We start from the raw sequence: 4,050 nt of genomic DNA on the forward strand, positions 1-4,050 counted from the left end.
CCCTGCTTGGACAGCAGCACCAGCTGCCCCTGCGCATTCACCACCCCCGCCGTCAGCCCCAGGTGATCGGGCCTCACCTCTGTCTTGAAACTGGCCCCACCGTCCTGGCTTTGCAGGCGCAGCCCATCCAGCCCCACACCGGCCACCTGCTCGCCCTGCACCAGCAGCTGCGTGATCGACGACTCGCTGTGGCTGTCGATGCGGCTCCAATGCCGCCCCTCATCCGTGCTGCGGTACAACGAGCCCCGCAGCCCCGCAGCCAGCAACTCACCCCCGGGCAGCGCCACCCCGGTCCAGAACGAGCCCTTGTAGCCCGTGCTCAGGTAGCTCCAGTGCCGGCCCTGGTCGCTTGAACGCAACAACATGCCCTTCTCGGCCGCCGCATACAGCACGCCCTGGCCCGTGGCAAACAGGCTCAGCAGGTTCAGGTCGGCCTTGCGTGCCCCCTCGGGCGGCGCGAGCGTGACCGGGTTCCAGCGCTTGCCGCCGTCCTCGGTCACCAGCACCAATGACCACAACCCCACCGCCACCCCGTGCGTGGCGTCGAGCATGTGCAGCGCAAACAGCGGGCGGTCTTCGCCCGTGGCGCTGCGCTGCACGGCCCAGCTCTCGCCCCCGTCCTCGGTGTGCAGGATCACGCCCCAATGCCCAGCGGCCCAGCCCTGGCGCGCATCGGCAAACGATACGCTGGTCAGGGTGCTGTCCACCGGCACGCTCTTGGCCTGGCGCCATTGGCGGCCCCCGTCGTCGGACAGCATCACCACGCCGTGGTCGCCCACCGCCACCAGGCGATCGCCCGCTCGCGTGGCCCCCAGCAAAGAGGCTGTGCCGGCATGGGCCACGCGCGCCGCTGGCACCAGCCGAGGGGCGTTGGGGTTGGGTTCCTGGGCCTGCGCCGCAGGCATCGCCAGGCATGCGGCCATGGCAGCGATCTGCACCAGTGGCAGCAAGCTCAGGTGCTTCTTCATCTGTGTCTTCATCATCGTCTTCATGTTCACCCCGCTCAGTGCGCCAGGCCCGGGGCCTTGACGGGCTTCTTGCGCGGGAACAGCCGCTCCAGCCACACCGCAAACGCCGGCAGCGCCGTCATCGCCATCACCATGTTCACCATGAACATGAACGCCAGCAGCTTGCCCATGTCGGCCTGGAACTTCAGCTCCGAGAACGACCACGTCGCCACCCCCACCGCCAGCGTGATGGCCGTGAAGATCGTGGCCGTGCCCACCTCCAGGATCGAGTGCTCCAGCGCCTTCACGATCGGCTGCCCCTGCGACAGGTGCAGCTGCAGTCGGTTGTAGATGTAGAACGCATAGTCCACCCCAATGCCCACCGCCAGCACCATCACCGGCAAGGTGGCCACCGTCAGGCCAATGTCCAGCTCCTTCATGAACCAGTAGCCGATGAAGGTGCCCACCGTCAGCGGCAGGCAGCACGCCAGCACCGCCCTGAAGTCTCGGTACACCAGGAACACCAGGATCACGATGGCCGCGTACACGTACAACATCATCGGCAGCTCGCTCTTCTCCACCTCGTCATTGATGGCGGCCAGCACCCCCGCGTTGCCCGAGGCCAGGCGGATCTGCACGCCTTCGCCTGGCCCGTCACCCGGGTTGGCCTTCTTGAAGGCCTCCACCGCCGCAATCACCCGGTTGATGGTGGCAGCCTTGTGGTCGGTCAGGAACAGGTGCACCGCCGTCATGCTGCAGTCTTTGCGCATGGTGCCGCGGATGCGCCCGATCTCGGTGGCCAGCGCCGCGTAGTTGCCCGGGTCGATGGGCACCACGCTCATCTTGGGGTTGCCTTCGTTGTAGCCCTCGTTGTACAGCCGCATCTGGCCCGAGAACGAGGACACCGACAGCACCCCCTGCACGGGCTGCAGCGCCCAGGTGAAGCGGTCCTGGTACAGGCCCAGGTTCACGTTCTCGCACAGGCTGGCGGCCTCGGGGCTGCCTTCTTTGGCGGTGCTCTCGAAGACCACGGTGAGCCAATCGAGCCCGGTGTCAAAGTTGCTTGAGATGGACACCGCGTCGCGGTTGAAGCGGGCCTCGGGGCGCAGCTCGGGCGCGCCGGGCTGGGTGGTGCCCACCACGCGCCCCTGGCCTTCGACCACGGCCACCGCAAAGAGGGCGCCCACCACCAGCAGGCACACCGCGGCGTTGCGCGGCTCGGCCACCCGCGCCAGCGTGCGCAGCCAGCCCGAGCGGGCCTCGCGCTTGAGCATGGCGCGGTCAGCGTAGGCCTTGCTCACGTTGAAGAACGAGGCCGCCACCGGCAGCATCACCAGGTTGGTGATGATCTTGAACGCCACCCCCAGTGACGCGGTGATGGCCAGCTCGCGCACCATCGGGATGGGGATCATCACCAGGGTCACAAAGCTCACAAAGGCCGTCACCAACGCCAGCGTGCCCGGGATCAGCAGCCCGGTGAAGCTGCCCCGGCAGGCCTCGTAGCAGCTCTTGCCGTGCGAGATCTCGCGCACGATGAAGTTGATTTGCTGCACCCCGTGCGACACGCCAATGGCAAACACCAGAAACGGCACCAGCACGCCCAGCGGGTCCAGCCCGTAGCCCAGCAGGTGCAGCGCACCAAACTGCCACACCAGCGAGGTGAGCGAGCACACGATGGGCAGCACGGTGAAGCGCAGCGAGTGGCAGTACCAGTACACGGCCGCGGCCGTCAGCAGCAGCGCGATGACGCAAAACTCAAGCACCGCCGAGGCGCCGTCGGCGATGTCGCCGATCTGTTTGGCAAAGCCGATGATCTGCACCTCAAAGTTCGCGTCTTCGAACTTCTGGCGGATCTGGGCTTCGAGCACTCGGTTGTAGGCCACGTAGTCGACCTTCTTGCCCTCGCGGTCGTACTCGATGATCTCGGCGGTGACCATGGCCGAGCTCTCGTCGCGCGAGACCAGGGTGCCGATGAAGCCGCCGCGCGCGGTGGCCTCGCGGATCTTCTTGACGGTGGCCTCGTCGAGCTGGCCCGGGGAGATGGTGCCGTCGATCAGCGGGTCGGCCCGAAAGCCCTCTTCGGTGATCTCGTTGACAAAGCTGTTGGGCGTCCACAGCGATTGAACGCCCAGGCGCTCGATGCTGGGCAGGAACACCACGCCCTGGGTCACTTCGTAGAGCTTTTGCAGGCCCGCCACCGTGAAGATGCTGCCCTGGCGGGCCTTGACGACGATGTTGAGCCGGTTGGCGCCCAGCACGTCGGCGCGGTACTTCTGGAAGGTCTGGATGTAGGGGTGGTCGCTGGGCATCTGCTTCTCAAAGCCCGCGTCCATGCGCAGTTGCAGCGCAAAGAAGGCCATCAAAGCGGTCAGCGCCAGCAGCAGGCCCAGCGTGGCGCGGCGGTACAGGAAGAAGAAGCGCTCAAGGCCTCCGACCCATTGGTTCAACATAAGGTATGGCCTCAGGCTATCTGCTCAGGCAGAGCGGAAGAGAAAACACGAACAAGAGAAATTGAAAAAAGGCCATCGCCCACCCAGGGCAGGCCCCAGGGGGCGATGGCCGTGAAGGCGGGGGTATCAACCCCCCCGCCACCCTTCTCGGAGAAAGAAGAGAAAAACACGGAGTCCATCCAAAGCCTCAGCGGGCCTCAGAAGTTGCGCGAGGCGTACACGCCCACGAAGTTGCGGTCACGCAGGGGCTGGTCGTACACCGTCTTGCCGCCCCAGAAGGCCGCGTAGTTGACGCCAAACTGCCAGGTCGCCGGGTTCTGGATGAAGCTCACGATCAGGTTGACCGAGCTGGCCCCCTGCATGAAGGTGGCCGCCGTGTTGGGCGTGCGCCCCGACAGCGCCCTGAAGTACGCCACCTCGGGCACCACCTGCCAGCCCTTGAGCAGCTTGCCGTCGTACACCCAGCTGTAGTCCAGGCTGATGCCCGAGGAGTTGCGCGTGCCGGCCGCGATCTGCGCGGCACTGGCCGAGTATTGCTGGCCCCAGTTGTAGCCCCCAGCCGAGACCAGCTCGCCGTTGTAGCTCGACTTCAGGCCCGGGTAGCGGATCAGCACCAGCTCGCCCATGAAGGTGCCGGTGTCCGCGCCCAGGAA

The 4,050-nt window shown here is 66.3% G+C and carries 3 protein-coding genes; all 3 read right to left on the reverse strand.

The annotated features are described in order from the left end of the window. A partial coding sequence (locus AC07PT_RS30355; protein WP_494659178.1) for a WD40/YVTN/BNR-like repeat-containing protein occupies positions 1 to 983 on the reverse strand: 983 nt, incomplete at its 3' end. Positions 984 to 1,003: 20 nt separating this feature from the next. After that, entirely contained in the window at positions 1,004 to 3,397 is a 2,394-nt protein-coding gene (locus AC07PT_RS30360) for an efflux RND transporter permease subunit (RefSeq protein ID WP_494659177.1), read from the reverse strand. Positions 3,398 to 3,594: 197 nt separating this feature from the next. After that, positions 3,595 to 4,050 (reverse strand): DUF1302 family protein (locus AC07PT_RS30365; protein WP_492350758.1); only part of this gene is annotated, 456 nt, incomplete at its 5' end.

This window comes from Curvibacter sp. GW821-FHT09D12 (genome assembly GCF_059416245.1).

Coding starts and splice junctions, on each gene's coding strand:
- AC07PT_RS30360 (WP_494659177.1), bottom strand. CDS start 3,397: ATGTTGAACCAATGGGTCGGAGGCCTTGAGCGCTTCTTCTTCCTGTAC.